Annotated in this window: 22 protein-coding genes; all 22 read right to left on the bottom strand. The window is 43.4% G+C overall.

Annotated elements, in window-relative coordinates; all coding sequences use genetic code 11:
* On the bottom strand, positions 1 to 1,763 hold a 1,763-nt coding region (locus ACVPON_RS04080; protein WP_462876427.1), incomplete at its 3' end, for a DNRLRE domain-containing protein.
* Complete coding sequence (locus ACVPON_RS04075; RefSeq protein WP_462876425.1) at positions 1,747 to 2,376, bottom strand: hypothetical protein; 630 nt, start codon at positions 2,374 to 2,376, stop codon at positions 1,747 to 1,749. The genes ACVPON_RS04075 and ACVPON_RS04080, both read right to left, overlap by 17 nt.
* Complete coding sequence (gene srtB / locus ACVPON_RS04070; protein WP_462876423.1) at positions 2,373 to 3,071, bottom strand: class B sortase; 699 nt, start codon at positions 3,069 to 3,071, stop codon at positions 2,373 to 2,375. Before srtB ends, ACVPON_RS04075 begins: the two co-directional genes overlap by 4 nt.
* A 185-nt stretch (positions 3,072 to 3,256) precedes the next feature.
* Positions 3,257 to 4,225: an ROK family glucokinase gene (locus ACVPON_RS04065; RefSeq protein ID WP_462876421.1), complete on the bottom strand. Its 969-nt coding sequence runs from the start codon at positions 4,223 to 4,225 to the stop codon at positions 3,257 to 3,259.
* Between the two features lie 68 nt (positions 4,226 to 4,293).
* Positions 4,294 to 4,629 (bottom strand): hypothetical protein, encoded by a 336-nt coding sequence (locus ACVPON_RS04060; protein WP_462876419.1) that lies wholly within the window; start codon positions 4,627 to 4,629, stop codon positions 4,294 to 4,296.
* A gap of 268 nt (positions 4,630 to 4,897) precedes the next feature.
* Complete coding sequence (locus ACVPON_RS04055; RefSeq protein ID WP_462876417.1) at positions 4,898 to 6,763, bottom strand: ABC-F family ATP-binding cassette domain-containing protein; 1,866 nt, start codon at positions 6,761 to 6,763, stop codon at positions 4,898 to 4,900.
* Positions 6,756 to 7,967: a CCA tRNA nucleotidyltransferase gene (locus ACVPON_RS04050; RefSeq protein WP_462876415.1), complete on the bottom strand. Its 1,212-nt coding sequence runs from the start codon at positions 7,965 to 7,967 to the stop codon at positions 6,756 to 6,758. The genes ACVPON_RS04055 and ACVPON_RS04050 overlap by 8 nt, the downstream gene beginning before the upstream one ends.
* Entirely contained in the window at positions 7,964 to 8,731 is a 768-nt protein-coding gene (gene dapB / locus ACVPON_RS04045; RefSeq protein WP_462876413.1) for a 4-hydroxy-tetrahydrodipicolinate reductase, read from the bottom strand. Before dapB ends, ACVPON_RS04050 begins: the two co-directional genes overlap by 4 nt.
* A gap of 3 nt (positions 8,732 to 8,734) precedes the next feature.
* Positions 8,735 to 9,589 (bottom strand): DegV family protein, encoded by an 855-nt coding sequence (locus tag ACVPON_RS04040; RefSeq protein WP_462876412.1) that lies wholly within the window; start codon positions 9,587 to 9,589, stop codon positions 8,735 to 8,737.
* A 1-nt stretch (position 9,590) separates the two neighbouring features.
* A complete protein-coding gene (locus ACVPON_RS04035; RefSeq protein ID WP_462876410.1) occupies positions 9,591 to 9,965 on the bottom strand; it encodes a DUF1149 family protein in 375 nt (124 codons plus the stop codon).
* Positions 9,966 to 10,340: 375 nt separating this feature from the next.
* The gene (locus tag ACVPON_RS04030) at positions 10,341 to 12,302 is read right to left on the bottom strand and encodes a PTS fructose transporter subunit IIABC (RefSeq protein WP_462876408.1); all 1,962 of its coding nucleotides are present in this window, start codon (positions 12,300 to 12,302) and stop codon (positions 10,341 to 10,343) included.
* Positions 12,299 to 13,210, bottom strand: coding sequence for a 1-phosphofructokinase (gene pfkB / locus ACVPON_RS04025; RefSeq protein WP_462876406.1), 912 nt, complete (start codon positions 13,208 to 13,210; stop codon positions 12,299 to 12,301). Before pfkB ends, ACVPON_RS04030 begins: the two co-directional genes overlap by 4 nt.
* Positions 13,207 to 13,950, bottom strand: coding sequence for a DeoR/GlpR family DNA-binding transcription regulator (locus ACVPON_RS04020; protein ID WP_462876437.1), 744 nt, complete (start codon positions 13,948 to 13,950; stop codon positions 13,207 to 13,209). The genes pfkB and ACVPON_RS04020 overlap by 4 nt, the downstream gene beginning before the upstream one ends.
* 477 nt (positions 13,951 to 14,427) lie before the next feature.
* A complete protein-coding gene (locus tag ACVPON_RS04015) occupies positions 14,428 to 15,492 on the bottom strand; it encodes a pyridoxal phosphate-dependent aminotransferase (RefSeq protein WP_462876404.1) in 1,065 nt (354 codons plus the stop codon).
* A 294-nt stretch (positions 15,493 to 15,786) separates the two neighbouring features.
* Positions 15,787 to 18,075, bottom strand: coding sequence for a pneumococcal-type histidine triad protein (locus ACVPON_RS04010; RefSeq protein WP_462876403.1), 2,289 nt, complete (start codon positions 18,073 to 18,075; stop codon positions 15,787 to 15,789).
* Positions 18,072 to 18,998 carry a metal ABC transporter solute-binding protein, Zn/Mn family gene (locus ACVPON_RS04005; protein WP_462876401.1) on the bottom strand — a complete coding sequence of 309 codons (927 nt, stop codon included), beginning with the start codon at positions 18,996 to 18,998 and terminating at the stop codon, positions 18,072 to 18,074. The genes ACVPON_RS04010 and ACVPON_RS04005 overlap by 4 nt, the downstream gene beginning before the upstream one ends.
* Positions 18,999 to 19,506: 508 nt before the next feature.
* Positions 19,507 to 20,235, bottom strand: coding sequence for a tRNA (guanosine(37)-N1)-methyltransferase TrmD (gene trmD / locus ACVPON_RS04000; protein WP_462876435.1), 729 nt, complete (start codon positions 20,233 to 20,235; stop codon positions 19,507 to 19,509).
* Positions 20,225 to 20,743, bottom strand: coding sequence for a ribosome maturation factor RimM (gene rimM, locus ACVPON_RS03995; RefSeq protein ID WP_462876399.1), 519 nt, complete (start codon positions 20,741 to 20,743; stop codon positions 20,225 to 20,227). The genes trmD and rimM overlap by 11 nt, the downstream gene beginning before the upstream one ends.
* A gap of 89 nt (positions 20,744 to 20,832) precedes the next feature.
* The gene (locus ACVPON_RS03990; RefSeq protein ID WP_067089824.1) at positions 20,833 to 21,072 is read right to left on the bottom strand and encodes a KH domain-containing protein; all 240 of its coding nucleotides are present in this window, start codon (positions 21,070 to 21,072) and stop codon (positions 20,833 to 20,835) included.
* A 22-nt stretch (positions 21,073 to 21,094) separates the two neighbouring features.
* On the bottom strand, positions 21,095 to 21,367 hold the full coding sequence (gene rpsP, locus ACVPON_RS03985; RefSeq protein ID WP_462876397.1) for a 30S ribosomal protein S16: 273 nt from the start codon (positions 21,365 to 21,367) through the stop codon (positions 21,095 to 21,097).
* A gap of 456 nt (positions 21,368 to 21,823) precedes the next feature.
* Positions 21,824 to 22,471 (bottom strand): pyroglutamyl-peptidase I, encoded by a 648-nt coding sequence (pcp, locus tag ACVPON_RS03980; protein WP_462876395.1) that lies wholly within the window; start codon positions 22,469 to 22,471, stop codon positions 21,824 to 21,826.
* A gap of 139 nt (positions 22,472 to 22,610) precedes the next feature.
* Entirely contained in the window at positions 22,611 to 23,363 is a 753-nt protein-coding gene (locus ACVPON_RS03975; RefSeq protein WP_462876393.1) for a class I SAM-dependent methyltransferase, read from the bottom strand.
* Positions 23,364 to 23,403 lie beyond the last annotated feature (40 nt).

Raw genomic sequence — 23,403 nt, 5'->3', positions numbered from 1 at the left:
GCAGGGCTGTCTCCTTGGTAGTTCTTCGTCGCATCACTCAAGCTATAGTGAACACTAGCACCAGGGGTGGTCAGACCATCTGCGAAGACCCCTTGGAATTGGAGCTTGCCTGTCTTATCGGTCTTGACCATGGTGCGCAGGTTGATCGTAGTATTGCCCAGTTCATAGTTCATATCCACTGGGTCTGGGACAGACCAGTGAATCGTCAGACTAGGTGCTTTATCGGGAGTGAAACCAATCTGACCCGCATTTTCAGGAGTGGCATCCGTTGTATAGAAAGCACCGCCGTCTGCCCCTTCATCGGTCGCTGCGACCGCTAAGCCATAGTTGGGAAAGATTCCTTGAACCCAACCATTCACCGTCTCACGAATGTCAAAGCGGTGCATTTTCTGATAGTCTTCTGCTGGTGTCGCTTTGGCACTAATGGCATTCTCGCCCGCAATCTCACGACCAATCGTCACGGAAGAATCCCAGGTAATCGTATGGATATCAAAATCTTCCGTTAAACGGTAGGCCCCAAACTGGGTCCCTGTGTTGCCAGGGGAGGTATATTGATAGAGGTTAAGGGTGGCACTGTCAATCTTGGCTTCAGAAGGAATATTCTTTTTGAAATCATAGTTGACTTTAAAGTACATTCGAGCGCGACCGATGTCTTTGACATCATCGTAATCTCCCATTCCCATCATGTACTTATCCATATAGCCAATATAGCCGTAGCCAAGTCCTAGGTAGCGACCATGGACTGTACTGGTCACCGCATTTAGGATGTTCTCCCGCGGAACAGTGACTGTCGGGTCAATCCGTACAGGGTACTGGCGCTCTTTGGAAGAAAGCCAGTCTTTGCCTGCGACGACGGTCACTTGGTAGTTCCCAGATTTTTCACTCAACTCTAGGGTCACATCTTGACTGGTCGCACCAGCTGCGTCCACCATGACAGGGGCTGTCAAGACAAAGAGGATCTTGGTTTTTCCTTTCTCACGAACCAGCACTTGATTATTTTCAAGGCGAACATCGTAATTTCCAGCGTCTAGCCCATAGGTAAAGCGGTTCTTGCCTCCCCACTCGGCAAGGATGATTTCTTCCTTGATCCCGTTCGATTGAACCGTGTACTGGACGTCGGTCTTGCCTTCGACATTGTTATACAAAATCGCATTTTGTGCAACCGTTGCCTTATCATAGGTTGTCTCAAGAGGATAGAGGGAAATCTTCTCCTCTTGATGAAGGACATCAATCGGGGTTTCTTCCTTGACCTCACTTGGCAGTACTACTCCGACTGGGGATTCTTTGGGCAGATAGTAGTGTTGCCCATCGGCATGATAGGAATACAGGGACAAGTCAACAGGGACTTCTAGCCCGTCTTGGTCCACATAGGTCTTGATGTCACTGCCAATATGGGTCACAAAATGGGTCTCGTCCACACGGTAGAGCTGTTCTTGTCCACTGACCGCTACAGGTTCTCCATATTTCTGTTTGAGTTCTACTTCTGCATCACTCTCTTCTGTCACAACTTTCGGTTGCTGGATGGCATCCCCCTCCTCTTTGGGAGATTCGGGTGTTGTACTGGACACGTCAGCCGTTTCCTTATTGGCATTCTCAGAACCAACTGTCTTCTTGTTGGCTTCCTCCAGCGCTTCTTGGTAGGTGGCCTCTAGTTGCCCTTGTTCAAGGGCTTGGCTAAGTTCTTCTGCATAAATCAAGGGGCTATTGGCGAGCAACAGCGTTATCAGCAGGAATCCATTGACTAATTTATGAAGCTTTTTCATCTTCATTCTCCTTTTGGATATAGATAAAATAATAAGAAACGGCAACAAAAATAAGAGTATCGACCGCTGAGAGGAGGACTGAAGCAATCGCAGGTAGCCAGAGAGCCAACAGGCAACTGATTAGACTGAGGAGACTGCTCCATACAATAGGGTGGAGGAGGTTCTTCTTCCGACTGACCATGGGAAGCCGTCGATAGATACTAACCACTCCAAAGCATAAGATTACTTTAAGGATATTCTGTATAATAGTGGTAACAAGCCAGCTACCTGTTTTCACACTAATATAGGAAAAACTAGTATAGTCATAGAGAACTTGTCCGATGATTCCTACTACTAGACCACAGACAAGGATACTCAAAAAATAGAGTGCCAGAATTTTGATGAGGCGTTTATCAGAGCGATACTCTTTATAAAACCGAATACCGATGGGAAGGCTAAGGAAGAAAGCCACCATCAAAAAAACTAGGCTTAAGAGGGGCAGAAAAATCGATAAAGCAGTATCTGTTGCCCAAGGTGATAGAACACCTGTCAGGAAGAGACGTTGTCCAAGTCCAAAGAAGCAAAAGCCAAGGACTAGCCTCCAAAAGGGCGAGATTTTACATATTGGGTTCATGAAGGCTTCCTTTCTTTTAGGTTTGTTAAGCGGGCGGTAAGAACATATCTCTGATTGCTACTAGTAGCATCACAGGTGGAGAGAATTAAGAAGGTATCCTTGTGGCTATCTATATTCAACTGGCGGTAAGAGCCAGCATGTGCCAAGGAACGTTCTTGTAAAGTCTCTAGATAGTGCTCCATACCTGCTTGGCTTCCTAGATTAAAGGTATGAAAAAGATGGTCATCGCTATAGGAGTGCGCTGCCATTATTTCATATTCATATTCTTTGTCCACGGTCTCTATGCTTATCTTTTGGTGCTTCTCAAAAAATGAGGGGTCTGCAAAAGCATCTAATGATCCAAACATGGAGCCATCCGTAATGGCATGGCCGTAAATGATAGTCATGGGGTCATTGAATGTTTTGGTATTAACTAACTCTGTAAAAATAGCTCCATAATAGGTCGCATTTCCGTCTAAGTCGTGCGATAAATAGTAAGCATCGTCAGTGGGATGTTGGGCAACGGGATAATCAATCCTTGTCCCCTCAACCGTCAGCCAGGCATAGACATCTGGATTTTGATGGAAAAGCCTTGCTTTCTTTTCCTCTTTTGAGGTAAGGGCAAGCTCTTTTTCTAAACCTACTAGGTATTGGAGACCATAGATGAAAAGAACCAGTAAGGCTACTCCACCTAGTAATCGAACCATTCTTTTCATCTTTCTCCTCCTATCATTGTGGATTTATCGTTATCATTCAGTACTGGCTAAAAGCTGGGAAAATGAGGGGTTCTTGGGTTCATCGAACCCGTCGTCCATCTCCTATTTTCGCTGTAACGGTTGTGAACTTGCGCATTTTATAGATACAAATCCCCTTGGTCGTAGGCTTTGAGTTTTTTACGGGCTTAGTATCTTGCTGTCAAGACAAGGGATGCGGCACCGAGGACGCCTGCATCATTTCCTAGATTTGCTAAGGCTAGTTTGGTCGTTTGGGCGATTTGTGGGAAAGAATGTTGCAGATAGATTTCATTGACTCCCTCTAACAAGAAGTCACCTGCTGCGGATACGCCACCACCAAGGACGATATAGGCAGGATTCAAGACCGCTGCAATATTCGCACAGGCTGTCCCTAAGTAACGACAGAAATTACGGTAGACAATGAGGGCAAGGTCATCTCCTGCTTTGGCAAGGTCAAAGACATCTTTAGCTGTCACCTCTTGTCCGTCGTCAATCCGTTTTTTCAAGTCGGCATCGCCCGCATAGGTATCTGCATAGCGACGGGTTAGGTTCACAATACCCGTTGCAGAAGCTACTGTTTCCAAGCAACCTTTTTTGCCACAGGTACATGCAATTGGATTTTCAAAATCAACTGTAATATGACCAAGTTCTCCACCAGCACCTCCAAAGCCATGAATGAGGTTACCGTCTGCGATAACACCACCGCCAACGCCTGTCCCAAGGGTCATAAAGACAACGTCAGGGTTATTATTTCCAGCACCGACCCATTGTTCACCGAGGGCAGCTACATTGGCATCATTGTCAATAAAAAATGGCAAGCCGATCGCTTCTTCCATCTCTTTTTTGACCGGCTGAAGGGTCTTCCAGTTAAGATTATAGGCACCGATTACCGTTCCAGCCTTACGATCCACCACACCTGGAGAGCCCATACCGATGCCTAGGAAGTCGTCCTTGGTCAGTTGCTGGGTGTCAAAATGGTGCTTGATACTATCAATAATATCTGGCACGATATGACTGCCCTCATCTAAGATATTCGTCTTAATAGACCATTTTTCTTGAATGTCCCCTTGGTCTGTCAAAATTGCAAATTTTACAGAGGTTCCACCTAGGTCAATACCAATCATTTTTTTTGCCATAACATTGCTCCTTCATAAAATAATTCTTCGCTTTATTATACCACATGATAGAGGTTCACACTACTTTTTTACCGAAAAATATATAGTAAAATTAAAAATTGTAAATGGAGAAGAAAACGCCCTGCGCTAAATAAAAACGTATAGATAAACTGGGTATTCTCTCTCGTACCATTGTAGAGAAAGAGGCTCGAAATCACTGTAAATCCTAGGGCAAATCCTAGCATTTGCAAGGGTTGGTAGCCCTGACTATAGGAAATCAAGGTCACTAGCAAAAGCAAGCATGCACCAAGGCTTAAAAAAAGACAAAACCGATTCATTCGTTTGGTCTTAAAGTAACTATAAGTTGCTGCCAATATGGTCACAAATAGATAGACTCCCATATAGGTAAGCATGATGATTTTCATATCTTTTCTCTCCTATCTCATCTTTCCTGAAGATTAAACAATACAGTAACTAAAAACTTAGAAAAAACAGGTAACTGTTCTAGCCTTAGCTACCCCACAGTCTTAGGATAGACTGTGGGGGAATACCTGATAAGACAAACGAAGTTTCTAGCTTTATGAATAACCCCCTTTAGGGATAGGCTGAAAACCTCCACTGGGGCTTTTCACTCGTCAGCTTCCCTCTTTTTCATTATGCCAGGGACTAACTATCTTGTTGCACCGTCTATCTCTAACCATCGCTCAGTTCGCTAAGGTAGTCATAACGTTCATATTTTTCAAGCAAGGCTTCGTTTTGCGCCTCCAATTCCTTTTGTAAATCAGAAAGCCGTGTAAAATCACTACCACAGGTCTGCATGAGCCTTTCAGTCTCCGCAATCCTTTCTTCCAAGGCTGTTATCTCATCTTCAATAACCGCCCATTCCTGCTTTTCGAAGTAGGACATGCGCTTTTGCTGCTTGCGGACTTTCTCCTGTTTTTCTTTGACAGGTAGAGGAGTTGAAGCAGAGCTTAAAAAGGCTTTTTCATCCAAATAGTCCGTATAATTTCCAAAGAAAGTCCGGATTTCCTCATCTTCAAACGCTAAAATCTTCCTGGCTACCTTATCGAGGAAATAGCGATCATGGCTAGCTGTGATAACAGGACCAGCAAAGCCTTGCAAGAAATGCTCTAAGACGGTCAAGGTAGCAATATCTAGATCATTGGTCGGTTCATCCAGCAATAAGACATTCGGTCGCTCCAGTAGTATCTTTAGAAGATAGAGCCGTTTTTTCTCACCGCCAGACAGTTTCTGAATCAAGGTACCATGGGTATTACGTGGAAAGAGGAATTGCTCCAATAGCTCAGCAATTGAGACCATGCCAGAACTGGTCTCTGCTTCTTCTGCTACCTCTTGGAGGAATTGGATAACCCGTTTACTTTCATCCAAGCCTTGAATCTGCTGTGAGAAGTAGCCAACCCGAATGGTATCCCCTATCGTCAACTGCCCAGCTGTCGGCTCTACTTGACCTGCAATCAGATTGAGCAGGGTGGACTTCCCTTTTCCATTATCACCGATAATCCCGATTCGATCCTTGTTTTGAATGAGTAAATCAAATCCTTTTAAAATAGGTTTATTGGGGTAGGCAAAATCCACCTGTTTAAACTCGATGACTTTTTTCCCGATACGGCTGGTTTCAAAATTGATTTCCAGCTGGTTATCTTCGACCTTATGGACCAAGTCCGATTTTAAATCATGGAAGCGATTGATCCGTGCCTGTTGCTTGGTCGCACGCGCCTGAGGTTGCCTGCGCATCCAATCCAGTTCCTGCTTGTACAACTGCTCTTTTTTATGGCGTAGAGCTGCACTACGCTCTTCTTGCTCAGCTTTCAAGCGGACATAATCCTGATAATTCCCTTGGTACTCGGTCAAACAAGCACGATCTAGTTCAAAGATACGGGTTGCCACCTTGTCTAGGAAATAACGATCGTGGGTGATAAAGAGGACAGTCTTTTTCGCTTGTTTCAAAAAGGTTGCCAACCACTCAATGGTTTCAATATCCAAGTGGTTGGTCGGCTCATCAAGAAGCAGTAAATCATCATCTCCCAGTAAGACTTGTGCCAGCTGCACTCTACGGCGCAAGCCTCCTGATAAATGCCCCACGCGCTGATTGAGATCATTGAGACCGAGTTTCGACAAAACGGTCTTAATCTGATGTTCAATTTCCCAAGCATTGAGGGCATCCATCTCTGCCATGACCTTTTCTAGTTGCACTTGATTGGTATCATCATAATCTGCTAGTAATTGCTCATACTGGCGAATCAGCTGAATCTCCCGTAAATCAGAGGATAAAACCGTATCTAGAATCGTCTTATGGTCTTCAAAGTCAGGCTCTTGGGTCAGATAGGCAATCCGATACTTATTTTTAGATTGAAAAGGAGAGACATCACCATCAAAGCCTAACTTCCCTGCTAATACGTCAAGCAGGGTCGTTTTTCCGGTTCCATTAACTCCGATAATCCCGATACGGTCATAGTGATGGATAATAAAGGAAATAGCTGAAAAGACCGTCTTATCTCCGACTGATTTACTCAATTTCTCCACAATAAAATCATTCATTCTCTATCTTCTCCTTTAGAAATGCCATGATGGGGGTCTTTTCATTGACCAAGTCACCTTCAACAATTGCATGCTCCACTTCATTTAGTAAAGACCCAAGAAAAGGACCTGGTCGAAGCTGGAAGGTTGTCAGAACATCTCCACCCTTAACTACAATCTCATGCTTGTCGCGAATGGTCAAGGACTGATCCAGCGCATCAATCTGCTCGTATGCAACTGCAAGCCCTTGAGCTTGTCTAAGTTCCTCTACCAGATAGAGCAGGTCCTTGCCATAGTGGTAACACATCTGCTTGGTCACAGGACCTTGCTTGCGAAGCTGATAAATCTCCACCAACTTGATAACCGTCCGCTGAAATTCGTTACTGGTCTTCCAGTGTTTGAGAATTGTTTTGACAGCGAGAGGATCCAGATACAGAATCAGCATAGCCCAAGCCTGCTCTGATGTCTGAAAGGTAAACTCAGCCGAAAGTGAAGCAAGAAAAGCAGTTAAGGGCACAGCTTTGTCCTTCATATCTGGTAGATAATGATAGGCTTCAGAGGCAAGTAGTGCCTCCATGCCCTTGCGCCAACTCTTTGCTAATAACAGTTTGTCAAGCTCGATAAAAATACGCTCGACCGAGATTTTTGCTAAAAGTGGCGCTGTTTCTTTCATGGCAGCAAAGGTCTCGCCTTCAATGGTAAAATCAAGGCTTGCAGCAAAGCGAAAACCACGCATAATTCGCAAGGCGTCTTCGGTAAAGCGCTCTGTTGCCTTGCCAACTGCACGCAAGGTTTTCCTTTCTAAATCCCGCAGACCATCAAATTTATCAATAATCTGCGCTTGGTCATCCAAGGCAAAGGCATTCACTGTAAAATCACGGCGCTTCAAATCCTCTTCCAAAGAACGGACAAAAGACACCTGACTGGGACGCCGGTAATCTACATAGACATCTTCGGTTCGAAAGGTGGTAATCTCATACTCCCCTTGCTCTTCTAAAACCAGCACCGTCCCATGCTCAATCCCCACATCAATGGTCCGGGGAAAAATAGCTTTTGTCTCTTCTGGATAACTAGATGAGGCAATATCTACATCATGAATAGGGCGTCCTAAAAGTGCATCACGGACAGAACCACCGACAAAATACGCCTCGAAACCTGCTTGTTTTATTTTCTCTAAAATCGGTAAAGCCTCCTGAAATTCAGAAGGCAAAGTGTGTAATCTCATAATAATTGTTCCAAACCATAAACGAGTTGCTCTCGTTTTACTACTTCTTTTATTCCTAGCCGAACACCGCTCATAAAGGATACGCGGTCGTATGAATCATGGCGAATGGTCAAGCCCTCACCCTGCGCTCCGAAAATCACTTCCTGGTGGGCAACCAAGCCCGGTAGGCGAACGGAGTGAATCCGCATGCCCTCAACTTCTGCTCCTCGGGCTCCTGCAATCAGCTCCTGCTCATCTGCCAAACCTTGCTTTTGGCTCGCTCGAACCTGGGAAATCCATTCTGCTGTCTTGAGGGCTGTTCCACTTGGGGCATCCTTTTTCAAGTCGTGGTGCAGTTCGATGATTTCTAAATTGGGAAAATACTTGGCTGCTTGAGCCGCAAATTGCATGAGCAAAATCGCACCAATTGCAAAATTAGGTGCAATCAGACCGCCTAGTTTCTTTTCATCAGACAGAGAAGTCAATGCTGCAATTTCTTCTGGCGAAAAACCAGTCGTCCCAACTACAGGGGCAAAGCCATGTTCCAGGGCAAATCTGGTATTTTCATAGGCAGATGCCGGTGTTGTAAAGTCCACCCAGACATCTGCAGATATGCCGATTAAATCTTCTTTTGACGTAAAAACGGGTACTCCATCCTTTTCTGTCTCCGAAGCAAAGGGATCGAACAGCGCCACAGGCTCCAAATCCTTGTCTTCTTTCACCATGTCAAGGACGGTTGCTCCCATCTTCCCCCTAAAACCTGCAATCACTACTTGAATCGTCATGCACTACTCCTCGTCAATAATCGGTGAAATTCCAAAGGCAATCGCCCCCTCACCCAAGTGCGTGCCGATAACAGAACCAAAGGACACAATCGGAAAGGTCCCGTCAATTCCCATTTCTTGTAATAATTGTTTAAATTCTGCTGCTTTTTGTGGCGCATTGGCATGAATCACAGCAATCTGATAAGACTTGTCTTGGGTTTGCTCTTGTAAAATTTCCAACAGGCGCTTAACGGCTTTTTTCTCTGTACGAACCTTTTCATAGACTTCAATCTTGCCCTCATCAGTAAAGTACAAGATAGGCTTAATGCTCAGGAGATTACCCAGTAAGGCCGCACCATTTGACAGGCGTCCTCCTTTGACCAAATGGTCGAGATCATCCACCATAATAAAAGCAGCCGTCCCTGCAATTTCTTGCTCTAAGCTCTCTAAAATTTCCTCAAAAGAAGCTCCTGCCTCATAGCGCTTAAAGATATTTGCCACCATCATTCCAAGGGGTGCAGAGGTAATCTTGCTGTCTGGAAAGGCAATGGTCAGCCCTTCAAACTCTTCTTTCAAGTACTGGATATTTTGATAGAATCCTGAAATACCAGACGACAAAAAGAGACCGATTACATGGGTGTAGCCTGCTTGTTGCAGGTGAGCAAGCGTCTCTTCCAATTCGGATAAGCTGGGCTGACTAGTCTTGGGCAGTTCTGCTTCTGCCGCCATTTTCTGGTAAAACTCTTCGACACTTAAATCGATTCCCTCGATATAGGTTGTATTGCCAATCGTAACGGGAATGGTTAAAACAAACAGATGCTCATTTTGTGCTGTATCCTGTAATACAGCTGATGAGTCTGTAATTACGGCTAATTTCATTTTAAATCTCCAAATTCACACCTGGGGCATCCAAGGCGATTTCTGTTACTTCATACGTTAAACGCTGCAAGATATCCAATAACGGATGGACTAAAAATCGCTTGTCTTCCTCACTAAATTCATCTACTTCTTGAACCAATTGCCCTAAAATGTGAACTCCTTGGCTCATAGCTCCTGAAATAACAAAGTGATCTAAGACAATCATGAAACGTAAGATGACTACGATTGACGTCTTGTTTTCTTGGGCATTTCGCTCAATCAGCTGAAAATCAACTGTTAATCGAGTGGTCGGAACGCCATTTTTTTCTTCCCATTCTCGATTACGGCTATCAAAATGATACTGATTGACAAGCTCTTTATCACGCACTATATTCATACTACTCTCCTCAAAATGCTAATATGAATAGTATACCATATTTTTGGCTAAACAGATAAAAAACTCTATCCTATTTATGCTAAAGTCTTTTGATTATCTTTAGACGGATAATCCATTCATTTCAAAAATGGATTTCTTTTGATATTTTCTTAAAAAGTTGTATCCACAAATGAAGTGCTTTTATAGCGGATGAAAATGCCATTATGAAGTACTGAGTGAAAAAGAACATGACACAAACGAAAACACTATAAAAGATACCTCAATCGTTTGCCTTCTCCATTTGAGAGGCAAACGATTGAGGTATCTTGAGGAGGCCTGCAGAGGAAAACTCCCTAGCATGGCTAGCAAAATGAGTGATTGTTCGTTGTGGCTAGCTTATTTGGCTTTTCGAAGTGCCCCAAAGAGGAGACCTGATACAATTGCTCCGACAAGGACAAATAAGAGATAGAGAAGAGGATTGCTGGTCAAGGCGATGACGAAGATTCCACCGTGTGGTGCCATCAACTTAATCCCAGACAAGCCAACCAAGGCACCTGCTAGGGCGGAACCTGCCATGAAACTTGGAATCGCACGCGCTGGATCTGCCGCTCCAAATGGAATAGCACCTTCTGTAATAAAGGATAAGCCCATGATAATATTGGTCAAACCTGAATTTCGTTCTTCCTTGGTAAATTTCCCTTTAAATAAAAGAGTCGCGATAAAAACTGCTAGAGGAGGGACCATACCACCTGCCATCACTGCCGCCATCGCTACAGAACCACCATTAGCAACAGTCGCCGCAAGCGTCCCTGTCCCAAAGACATAGGCAGCCTTATTCACTGGTCCTCCCATATCGACCGCCATCATTCCCCCAAGGACAAGCCCCAAGAGAATAGCTGAACTTCCCTCCAAACCACTGAGAAAGTCATTCATACCAGTATTGATTGCTGCCATCGGAATATTGATAAAGAACATCAAGAAGCCCGTAAGCATGGCACCAAGAAGGGGTAAGAGGAGGATGGATTTGATTCCTTCTAGAGATTTTGGTAAAGATGCCAAGACTTTTCGCAACCCGATGACGACTGCACCAGCTAAGAAACCGCCGACAAGTGCACCGAGGAAACCAGACGATACAGCTGCTGGAATGTCACCTGTCGCTGCACCAAACGGAATCTTCCCATAGGCAAGCCCATCTTTAGCAATCGCACCCGCCACAAAACCAGCAATCAAACCTGGTTTTTCAGCAATTGAATAGGCAATATAACCTGCAAGAAGGGGTAACATAAAGCCAAAGGCTGTGCCACCAATCTGCATAAACATAGAGGCTAGTTCATTATAAGAACCTAGACTAGATAGTTGCTCTTGGGGAACGCCCAAGAGATTATCAATTAGAAAAGCAAGGGCAATCAGGATACCACCGCCAATGACAAATGGTAACATTTGAGATACACCGCTCATCAAGTGCTTATAGAAGGCCTTGCCAAGACTGGTCGATTCTGTTGTCCCCTCCATCTTAACTGCTTCTTTAGCTTGATAAAGGCTTGCTTTACCGTTCAATATGAGGGTGATCAGTTCTTCTGTCTTTTTAATACCGTCAGCGACTGGACGAGACAAGAGGGGCTTGCCATCAAAGCGTGCCATCTCAACTGCCTTGTCTGCTGCGATAATCACTCCTTTGGCACGTTTGATGTCCTCTGCGGTCAATTGATTACCAACACCTGATGCTCCGTTGGTCTCTACTTTTATCTCTATCCCCATTTCAGCAGCCTGCTTTTTGAGTGCTTCTTCTGCCATGTAAGTATGGGCAATTCCTGTCGTACAGGCGGTTACAGCCACGATAAAATCTCTTGGGGCTGTCGTAGAAGTTGCCGACTCTACCACAGTCTCACTAGCCAGCTTATCTGCCGCCTCAGCTCCATCAAAAACCGCATGCACATCAGCTGGTGAAGCAACCTGACGGAGTTGATCTGCAAATCCTGGCTTCATCAAATACTTAGACAGGTCTGCTAGGGCAGCCAAGTGCATATCATTAGCGCCTTCTGGTGCGGCAATCATGAAGAACAAGTCTGTCGGCTGACCGTCCAAACTTTCGTAGTCTACGCCCTTATTCGATTTGGCAAAGAGAACAACTGCTTCCTTAACCGCTTCATTCTTACTATGAGGCATGGCAATCCCGTCTCCTAGACCTGTCGTGGTCTGTGCTTCACGATTCATAATACCTGTTTTAAATGCTGCAAAATCACTGACTAATCCATGCTCAACAAGGCTGGTAATCATTTCATCAATTACTGCTTCTTTTGTTTCTGCTTGCAAATCAAGCAACATTACATCTTGTCTCAAGACATCTTGAATTTTCATAGGATCTCTACCTCCACTTTTTCATACATTTCCTGAATAAATTCGAGACTGGCCAAATCATCTGAAAAGGCTGTTGCCGTACCGCATGCCACGCCCCATTTTAGGGCTTCAATCGGATCCTGCGACTGAGTGTATGCTCCTGTAAATCCAGCGACCATTGAATCACCTGCTCCAACTGAGTTCTTGACAGTCCCCTTGATTGGCTTAGCAAAATACGTTGCCTCTGGTGTCACAAGTAGGGCGCCATCTCCTGCCATTGATACGATGACATTCTTAGCGCCTTTGGTCAGAATGTCTTTGGCATAATAGATAAGATCTTCCCGTGACTGAAAGGTTACACCAAAAATAGCTTCTAGTTCATGATTATTGGGTTTGACCAAAAGAGGCTGATGGACTAGTGAGTCTAAGAGGGTCTGTCCCTCAAAATCACAGACTACTGCAGCACCTACTTGTTTTACTAGGGGAATCAAGCGGTTATAGACTTGATTGCCCAAGCTAGCTGGGGCTGACCCTGCAAAAACGACAGTATCAGCTGCGGTTAGGCAAGCCAAGATCTCCTCCAAAGCTTTCAGTTGCTCTTCTGTCACAATCGGACCTAGACCATTGATTTCTGTCTCTTGATCCGCCTTGATTTTGACGTTAATCCGGGTATCTTGATCTACTTGGACAAAGTGTGTGCCAATTTTTTCGGCTTTTAGGCCATTTTGGATAAATTCCCCAGTAAATCCGCCGACAAAACCTGTTGCTGTATTAGCATAGCCTAGCCGCTTTAACATCCGGCTGACATTGATCCCCTTTCCACCAGCAAAGGTATCGCTACTGTCCATGCGATTGACTGCGCCTGATACGATATGATCAAGACGCACAATATAGTCAATCGCAGGGTTTAAGGTGACTGTATAAATCATACTTCAATTACCCTCGTTTTTTTCTTTATAGTTGCCATCAGATTGCTATCCGTGCGTTGGCAAATCAAATCTGCCTTTCCAATCTCTGCCACTTTTGTAAAGGAGATATGCCCCAGTTTTGATAAATCAGCCAAGACATAGGCATGATTCGCATTGGAAAGCACCGTCCGTTTAATCGCTGCTTCTTCCACATCTGGTGTCGTATAATCGTTGGTATCGACCCCATTCATACCAAGAAATGCCTTGGTAAAATGTAGCTGACGAATCTGCTCTAATGCGACCGCCCCAATGGAAGCGTCCGTCGAGCGCTTGACCTTTCCTCCAATAATCATTGTACACAAACCTTTCTCAACCAACTTGACAGCATGGTGAACAGAATTGGTGACAATCGTCACATTTTCAGCGGATAGGTAATCAATCATCAACTCGGTTGTCGTACCAGCATCAAGAAAGATGACATCATCCTCTTCAATAAAACTAGCTGCCTTTTGAGCGATTTGATGCTTTTCTTGAATGTTTTTGACAGATTTCTGGACGATGGATTCTTCTTCCTGCAACTTCTTAAGACTTTCAGCCCCACCATGTACACGGCGAAGTCTACCTGCTAATTCCAATTCGTCCAAATCACGTCGAACTGTTGATTCAGAAGACTTAAGCAGGTCTACCAAGTCCTCTAATCGGACAAATTGCTGGGCCTTTATCGTATCTAAAATCACTTGTTTACGCTCTGACTTGAGAATAGAAATCACCTCCTGCAATCGTTTACAACTATCATTATACCTTTTTTTTCTTTCATTGTCAATCGTTTTCTTTCAAATTCTTTCAAAAATAAAAAAGAATATCACCTACAGGTAGGGTCATCCTCCTACATGGTCTGTCATACTCTTTTTCTTTCTATACTCATTTCGTTTAACTTTTATTCCTTCGACGATTGTGGAAAACCGTTTCTCTATTTCCAAGTTCCAATCATCTTCTAGATGAATTGTGGAAACTACGTTTCCCTGTAGCTCCTTGCCTAGTACCAAAAGTAAACGAAACAACTATAACTGATTTTATCGGCTTTTTGCCTATCGTGGTTTTTCCCACTCCTACTATTGAAACTAGTAAAGGACTACAGTTCCAACAAGGATGACCATCTACCAGACCAAGGTGCCATCCTCTAGCCATAAGAGTTGCCTGGTTTGAATGATCGTCTATCTTGAAAGGACAGGATAGGGTTAACCCGCTTTGATTGCCTCGGCAATCAAGTCCTTCACTAGCTCCATTTCCTCGGGACGCCCTATTGTCATACGGATATAACCCGCTAAGATTCCGTTAGGATAGTACTTGAACTGAAAGCCCTGTGCCAAAGCCTTGTAGTAAAACCGCTCTGCTTCTTTAAAGGTAAAGGTGATAAAGTTGGTCTGGCTTGGAAGGACATGACAATTTGGAAGCTCTCTTAAAAATCTCTGAAAATCCTGTCGAACCGTCTTGGTTTTCTCAACAGCTTCTGCTACCTTTTTCTGCTGTTCTAGAGCTGCTGACCCGATTTTTGTCACCAAGGTTGAGACACTAAAAGGCGGTATAGCCTTATCTAGTTCATAAATCAATCGTTTACAGGCTATTGCAAATCCCAAACGCAGACCTGCCAAGCCAAATGCTTTTGAAAGGGTCCGCAATACGATAAGATTGTCATACTTTCCAATCAAGTTGACAAGACTTGCGTGATTGGAAAATTCAATATAAGCCTCATCTAACACCACTAGACCGTCAAAGCCTTCTACTATTTTTTCAATCTCTTCTTGGCAAAAACAGATAGATGAGGGGTTATTAGGATTGGAGAGCATGATAACCTTAGCCTTTACCTGCTCTGCATAGACCAAAAATTTTTCTGCCGATAGAGAAAGGCTCTCTTTTTTCCACTCCAGAGGATATGCTTCAAAATGTGAACCATGTAGCTGATTGTAGACCTGATACATAAAGAAATCTGGATCAATTGTCAAAAAGACATCCCCCTTGTCTAAGAAAGTCGTCACAATCATATGAATCAAAAAGTCAGACCCTACTCCTACTGTAACCTGTTGACGATCTACACCCACATAAGCAGCATATTTCTCTAATATGTCCCGATAAGCATTATCACCATAATAGAGCAAATCACTTACTGAAACGTTCTCTTCTAGCTCCTCTAGTAATCCTCTCCAATCGATGAAACGATTCTCATTATTGCCTAAATCATAAATGGGAATCCGCTCCAGCTTATAGGGTTCCCAATTGTTCAATTCTTGCCTAAACTCTACCATTCTCTAACTCCTCATTGAAACCAAGACGCCAAGCCCCTAGTAACAACTATATTCGCAAAACGATGTATAATTATACATCATCATAGCATAAAATATATAAGAAATCAATCCCTAAAGAAAAACACTGGTATCTTTTTGACAAATACCAATGCTTCTCTTCCGTCCTCATTCTCATCCTCCCCTTATTGTACACGTTCTTTCTTCTAATCCAATATACTAATAACCAGATAACTTTTGGAGGAGGATGGCTTTTCTTAAAATGCTTTCATTAGCTCCATGTGGCTGCTGATTGTTTTACCACAATCCATGTTTATCTGATTCACTGCTGTCATCTCCGTCATTTTCATCATTGTCACGAACTGCATCATCGCCATCCTGGTCACTTTCGTCATCACCACTAGCTTCATCATCGCCATCTTCCTCATCATCTTCGTCATCACTACTAGCTTCATCATCATCGCCATCTTCCTCATCATCTTCCTCATCATCTTCGTCATCACTACTAGCTTCATCATCATCACCATCTTCTTCATCATCTTCGTCATCTTGATCTGATTCTAAACTCTTACCATGGTCACTTGACATGCCATAACCATCATCTGAGCCTGGTCGATCTTCTGGATGAAGGACATAGTATTTAACCGTTGCAAGAAATTGCTCTAGCGTATATCCTTTAGGCACCTCATACAGTCCTGTATCAAATACATAAAGAGGAATATTATGGTAATGGTTACGATGAGGAATGATGATTTTTCCATTTATAAAATCTACTGCGTAGGCTGCATGATACGGCATATCTGCCACTGGAATCAACTTGGCTGCTTCTACTCGCTCGTAAATATCAATTGCTCTTTCAGCTGTCAATGGAGGAGTTGCTTCTTCTTTCTTATCTTGGAGGTCCGTCTCTTCTACATAACGGCGTGCCTCCTCCTGCTCCCTCGTAGACAAATCTGTCTTTGGAATATAGTGACTATGCTCCATGTGTGGAGCTAGATACCCCTCCCCTTCATCACTCCTAATGTCCTTAGCATCAAAGATATAGCCATCTGATGTGGTATACATACCTGCTAATGCTGCAACTTGAAGCTCTTGAGGAGTATAGGCAATCTGGGAGTTCGGCTTTCCAATCCGTTCAGGGTATCGCAGGAGGGATAGGCAAGCAAGGATCTTCCTAGTCAACCCTACTTTATCAGCTGGCTCTTCATTTAATTGCTTAATAAATGGATTGATCTGGTCATAGGTTGCTTGGTCCGCTTGCTGATCTAGGGCAGAAGCCAGCAGGCGATAGGTTGCCTGGTAGAAATCCTTATAGGCTACACTGACCTCTTTTTTAGGAGCCAATAAAATAGCTTGAGTAGTATGCAATTTGTCAGTACTTGGCTGATTTGGGCTAGGGATAGGTACTGGCTGACTTGGCTGGGGGTGCGGGAGCGGTTTAGCTAGCTTAGAAGAATTTGAGCTGTGAGCCTGTTCTACTTCTGGCCCTTTTGTTGCAATTACGAAACGACGACCGATTGGATATCGCTTTGCAATCTTCTGCTCCAAAGCAGATAAGCTACTATAAGGGATAAAATGATAGTGATTGCCATGAGGAACCACTACCCCATGCTCTGTACGATTGGTCATCTGCATCGGATCAAACACCAGTCCATCTTCTTCCATATGGCGCTGATTAAAGGGAAGAGAATACAACTTTTTCAGCAGGTCAATCATTTCTTTCTCTGTAGCTTGCCCTAAAGGCACCGTCAGCTTCGCAACTGTCTGATGTTGGTTAGGCTGGCTTGGGTGAGACGGTGCTTGCGGCTGTCGAACTGAGAGAGAGGGAACTGGGTAGACAGAGCTAGGAGGCTGGGGTGCGGGAGAGGTCATCACTGTCTGATTTCTACGATTCCAATAGTCTTGAGCAGCCCGCAATTCCTCCGGAGATAAATCACTCTTTGGAATATAATGAAAATGCGTGCCATGCGGTACAATATAGGCATCACCTACATCCTCGATAATATCACTTGGGTGAAAGACATAACCATCATCTGTCCTATATCTCCCTTGCTGTCTCGCAGTTGTAGCTGAATCTTCTCCTTTTTCCTGCGTTTGACTGTAATGATGACGCTGCCACTCAATTTCATGCTTGCTCCGTAGATTCGTAGGATTTTCTTTATTGGTTAAATAGAGATAGTAGCGACCATTGACCTTAATAATATAGCCGTCCCTTACTTCGTTCACAATATCTGCGTCTTGGAAGTGATAAGACGGATCGTTCATCAGCAACTCTTCACTGATAATGGCATCATAGGGAACTTTTCCATTGTAATAATGGAAATGATCCCCGTGGGAGGTGACATAGCCTTGTTCTGTAATCTTAATGACAATTTGCTCTGCTACAATCTTTTCTTTTGCACTAACCTGCTCTGGTGTCAATTCCTCAATAGTTCGCTCTGCCTTTCCTTGAGAATTGGTTACTTGGTCAACATAGGTCACTCGATTGCTCTCATTTTTTGTTACTCCTTGGTAACGTCCTAATTCATAGCTACAAAGACTTAAGGAAATCACAGCGAGACTTCCTATGATATAGTTCTTTTTCATTTTGTTAATTCCTTTGCTAATAGGGCTATATTTTCTTCTAGATTTTCCAAATAGGATTTTTCATTTTCGGGATCTGCCTCCAGAGGATTTAAGATTTTCAAGTCAACGCCTGTGGATTTTGCTAGCGTCTCCGCTACCTTTGGGGAGGCATTGCTTTCCACAAAAATCGTTTTGACCTGATACTCTTTGACAAATTCTTCTATTTCAGCCAGTTGCCGAGGGCTGGGCTCTTGATCCGGTGAAATCCCTGCAATCCCTAGCTGATGCAAACCAAATCGTTTCGCTAAATAGGAAAAAGCCGTGTGCTGGGTCACAAAGGTCTTTTGTCCTGCCTTTTCAAAAATTGGCTGGTATTTCTTGACTAAACTCTTGGCTTTCTGACTCAGTATATCCGCTTTTTTCTGATAAAGCCCCTCATGGTCTGGATCCAACTCAGATAATTTCTGGGCAATCAATTGTGCTTCTTCTGCCACTTTTTCAGGATCTAACCATGTATGGGGATCATATAGGGTCTTTTCCTCTATCCCATCACCTGCCTCCATATCTTCTAAGCCTATCACCTTATCCAAGGTCATCCCTTGTGAGGCTTCAATCCCCTTGACCTTGGACTGCTGCAAATTCAAATCAAGTGCGCCCGCCCAAGACTCCAAAACCCTGGAATGGTAGATAAAGACATCTGCATCATAAATAGCTGCCACATCATTTGCCGATGGCTCAAAGGAATGGATGCCAGCACTCGACTCAATCATCCGAACATCATTGACATCACCTGCAATCTCTTTGACAATGGAATAGATGGGATAAAAACTCGTAACAATCTTCAGCCCCTCTTTCTTTTGCTCCGTTTGCTGGCTGCAGCCTATCAAGTTAGAGAGAAACAAAACCACCAAAATAGGAATAAAAATCTTTTTCTTCCTTTTCATAAAAGTCCTTCCTAATTTATTAACCAGTTATGTATATTTGTGTCTTATTTGTGTTCAAACTAAAAGCTCGGAAAAAAGATAGGTAGCTGTTTTGGCTTTAGCCGATTCCAGCTGAGAATCCCTGCGGTAGCTAGCTGACTATTCCCTGCATTTCATTTGTAACTAGCCTAGCTAGCTTCGCCGGGGTCTCACAACGAAGTTGCAAGCAACTTCTGTTCGGCCACCTATTTTTCTTTCCATTTTTTTAACAGCTTCACATCTTACGTTATACTTAACTGGTTTATTAAACAGTTAATAATATACCACTCTATCCCTAGGCTGTCAAGAAGTTTTGGGAAAAATAGAAAAAAAATAGAACCCTAAAACAGGTTCTGGCTACTGTATAAAAGGTGAGCAGATTCATCTACAATTGATGTTCAGGCAGTCTAATCCCGACACTGCCATCATTGTGTCTTCCATACATCATCTGGAACTTTCCGCCCTTATCAACAAGATTTTCTTTGTATCCTCAGGCATCACGACTTTCACCTTGCTTTATTGCTTCTAGCATCTGGGCTTCTTCAGTAGATAAGTCATAGGTCTCTAGTAGGTCTGGTCTACGCTTATAGGTCTTCTTTAAGCTCTCATACAAGCGCCACTTGCGGATATTTTCATGATGACCACTCATAAGAATGTCAGGCACGACCATTCCACGAAAATCATAGGGGCGGGTATATTGAGGATATTCTAACAAACCTGATGAAAAACTATCATCTGTATGACTGGCTTCCTTACCAATCACCTCTGGGATTAGGCGTACAGTCGCATCAATCATGGTCATAGCTGCCAGCTCCCCACCTGTCAGTACATAGTCTCCTAGCGAAATCTCATCGGTCACCAAGGTCTTAATCCGCTCATCATAGCCCTCATAATGCCCACAAATAAAAATTAGGTGCTCTTCCTGTGCCAAATCCTCCGCATAGGCTTGGTCAAACCGCTTACCAGCAGGGTCTAACAAAATGACACGAGCCTGCTCTTTTTCAATCTGGTCATAAGCATCAAAAATCGGCTGCGCCCGCAGGAGCATTCCTTGACCACCGCCATAGGGCTCATCGTCTACATGGCGGGATTTTTCTGCATTTTCTCGAAAATTATGATACCGAATAGCCAGCAAGCCCTTTTCCTGAGCCTTTCCTATAATCGAATGCTCCAAGGGGGCAAACATTTCTGGAAAGAGGGTCAAAATATCAATCTTCATCATCTAATCCTTCCGGAATCTCTACTTGAACACGACCAGCTACCGTATCAACCTCCAGAACCACAGGGGGAATATAAGGGAGTAGCAAATCGCGCTTACCTTTGCGTTTGACCACCCACACATCATTTGCTCCTGGCTGTAAAATCTCCTTGATCGTCCCAAGCAAGGTCTCCCCTTCATACACTTCAAGTCCTATGATTTCGTGATAATAGAACTCTCCCTCGTCCAAATCAACCAGGTCTGCTTCTGCTACCTTGAGGATATGATTGCGGTACTTCTCAATATCATTGATATGGTACATTCCCTTAAACTTGATGATATCAAAGTTTTTAACCTTGCGGTGACTAGCAATCTCCACATTCATGACAAATTGCTCTTTGGGGTCAAACAAGGCTAGGTGGTTCCCCTTTTTGAATCGTTCTTCAGCAAAATCCGTTACAGACAAGACCCGCATTTCTCCCTGAAGCCCTTGGGTATTGACGATTTTTCCAACTTTAAAATAATTCATGTACTCTCCAAAACTCTATAATATGCCTTATTGTATCATGTTTGAGCTACTTTCTCAAGACAAGAAAAAGAGCGGAAAAACCGCTACTTTTACTTTTCATCAATCACAAGACGAACTTTTTTATCACTTGTCGGAACAGAATAAACAATCGTCCGAATCGCAGAAATTGTGCGTCCTTTTCTGCCGATAACACGACCAATATCAGACTGCTCTAAGTCCAAATGATATTCTAAAAACTCAGGAGTATCAACGATTTTTATCGTCAAGCTATCCGGCTGTGAAATTAACGGTTTCACAATTGCAATAATCAGATTTTCAATCATGTCCATACGTGTTCTCTCTCAGTTCGTTTTATTTTGAGAATTTTGAATCGTGGAATTTCTTCATTACTCCAGCTTTTGAAAGGATATTGCGAACAGTATCAGAAGGTTGTGCTCCATTTGCCAACCATGCAAGAACGCGGTCTTCTTTCAAGGTTACTTGATTTTCAGTAACTAGTGGGTTGTAAGTTCCAACTGTTTCAATGAAGCGTCCATCACGTGGTGCACGTGAATCTGCTACGTTAATACGATAAAAAGGTTTTTTCTTAGAACCCATACGAGTTAAACGGATTTTTACTGCCATTTTCTATGAATCTCTTTTCTTTTATAGTTTATTGGTGAAGCAATTGTTACTGGCCTAATCATGTGATACTCTATCTGAATTTGATGTTCAGAGAGTATTAGCTTTTTCTCATTTGTCTTCAAACTTAGAAAAATCCAGACCTTCATGAGACACTACCTCTGATCTTTATACTCTTTAAAAATCAAAAGGATACTTCGTCAACTTGCCTTGGTGAACGCTAGTTCTACCTTCGGCTTCGTTTCCTAGTCTACTCTTGATTTTTATTGAGTATTAGTCTGTAACACTACTTATCACATCTTCCATTATATCAGATTTTAAAAAGGTGTCAAGAAAAAAACTTGACACCTATGCTTTTCACTGATTTAAACTAATTATCATTCGTTTTTTCAAAACACAGGTCATATTTCCTCAAAAACGATTTCTTATACAAAGCACTTTACTTGTGAATACAGCTTCTTAATGCGTCTCTCCACCAATTGCTTTGACATCTGCCTTATCATGGTAGGAGACAAGGGTAGCAATCCCTGCTTCCATTCCTCTGACAATATCAGCCAGTCCCATAGAAGCGGTATTGGGCTTATCGAGAACCTGCTCGGTCATAAATGGAATGTGCATAAAGCCAGCCTTCAAGCCAGGGAATTTCTTGTCTGCTAGGTACAAGGCTTGATACATCAGGTGGTTGCAGACAAAGGTTCCTGCAGTATTAGAGACAGATGCAGGCAGACCTGCCGCCTTGATGGCTTCGACCATAGCCTTAATCGGCAGGGTCGTAAAGTAGGCTGCTTCTCCATCTTCACGAATGACAGTATCAATCGGCTGGTTACCCTCATTGTCTGGAATACGGGCATCATCTTGGTTGATCGCAACCCGTTCAGGGGTTAGAGCACAGCGCCCTCCTGCTTGTCCGATACACAGCACGATATCTGGCTGGTATTCGACTAGTTTGTCTTCCAAAACCTGGGCAGATTTATAAAAGACCGTCGGGACTTCTAGCCATTTGACTTGTGCTCCAGCAATATTGGCTGGTAATTTCTTTACAGCTTCCAAGGCTGGATTGACAACCTCTCCACCAAATGGATCAAAACCTGTTACGAGAATTTTCATACGATACTCCTTTTCTCTCCTTTCTATTATACTCTTTTTGAAAAAATAAAGATAATGGCAGGTTATTCGGCAAGATGAAGTTACAGGATTTTATAGACCTTCCGTTTATAATGTGAGCTTATTTAAGATGAAAAGCTAGTTAGACCTTATGCCACACACCATAGTGAAACTTCTGATTGGGACGAACCAAGCGGGTGAACCCTAGTTCTTCAAAAATCGGATCCCTAAAATGGGCTTTTAGGATAATTTTTTCCCTTGCTACTCGCTTGGCTTCTGCAAAAACTTCTTTTGTCAAACGAGCTGGATTGGCAAGCCCTGTAAGTCCTGACAAATTCTGCGATTCACTAATCACTTCTGAAAACATGGGATCAAAATAGAGGATATCAAAGCTCTGGCTTGGTTGTTGGCGTAAAAAAGAGAGATTTTCCATTTCCACCACCTCAATGGAGTCCATGGCTATATTCACCTTCTTATTTCCTGTATCGAAGGTTTTCAAGCCTTGACTGACAATAAAGGCAATCAGACTGGAAGATTCAACTGCTGTTACTTGATGTCCTGCACTTGCCATGACAATGCTATCTGAGGCTAGCCCCATCGTACAATCACAAATCTTTTTAGGGCTTTCTCCGAGGAGTTCTAACAGAGGGTCTCGCTTTGATTTTATCCGTAAAAGTGCCGTATCTGGATGGAAAAAAAGACGCTTTCCCCCTCGCTGCTCAAAGACCATCTTATCTTGATAAAGTACCAAAAGATGACCATACTGGGTCTGTAGTTTTTGAATAGATGCTTTCCTACGCTCTACATAGACTACACCAAAAGACTGAGCAAAAGCCTTTGCACGCGCTACCAATCTTTCATCCATACCGAGACTTGTTGTAATACTCCATTTCATAGAACCAGTATAGCAAAAAAGATGACTTCTGTCGAAATCA

This window comes from Streptococcus sp. 1F3 (assembly GCF_054968985.1).
This window is presented reverse-complemented; position numbering and strand designations above follow the sequence as displayed.